Raw genomic sequence first — 219 nt, forward strand, 5'->3', positions numbered from 1 at the left:
AAAAGTGGGGGAAAGGTCAGCAGATTACTAGGCTTCGTAACCCATGTTAAACCAGATAAAGAAGCAATCAGAGCCCATACTGAAAAGGTGAAAGAGGTGATTAAAAAACACAAAACAGCACCTCAAGCCGCCCTGATAAAACATCTCAATCCCATCATTACAGGATGGTCAAGGTATTACTCGGGGGTAGTCTCCAAGGAGATTTTCAGCAAGCTAGAC

General features: G+C 43.4%; 1 protein-coding gene. It reads left to right on the forward strand.

Annotated elements, in window-relative coordinates; translation table 11 throughout:
- Positions 1–219, forward strand: a 219-nt coding sequence (locus tag LKE08_RS29220; protein WP_324702317.1) for a group II intron maturase-specific domain-containing protein, incomplete at both ends; no start/stop codon positions are given.

Source organism: Lyngbya sp. CCY1209 (assembly GCF_035615495.1).
Taxonomy (GTDB): domain Bacteria; phylum Cyanobacteriota; class Cyanobacteriia; order Cyanobacteriales; family Microcoleaceae; genus Limnospira.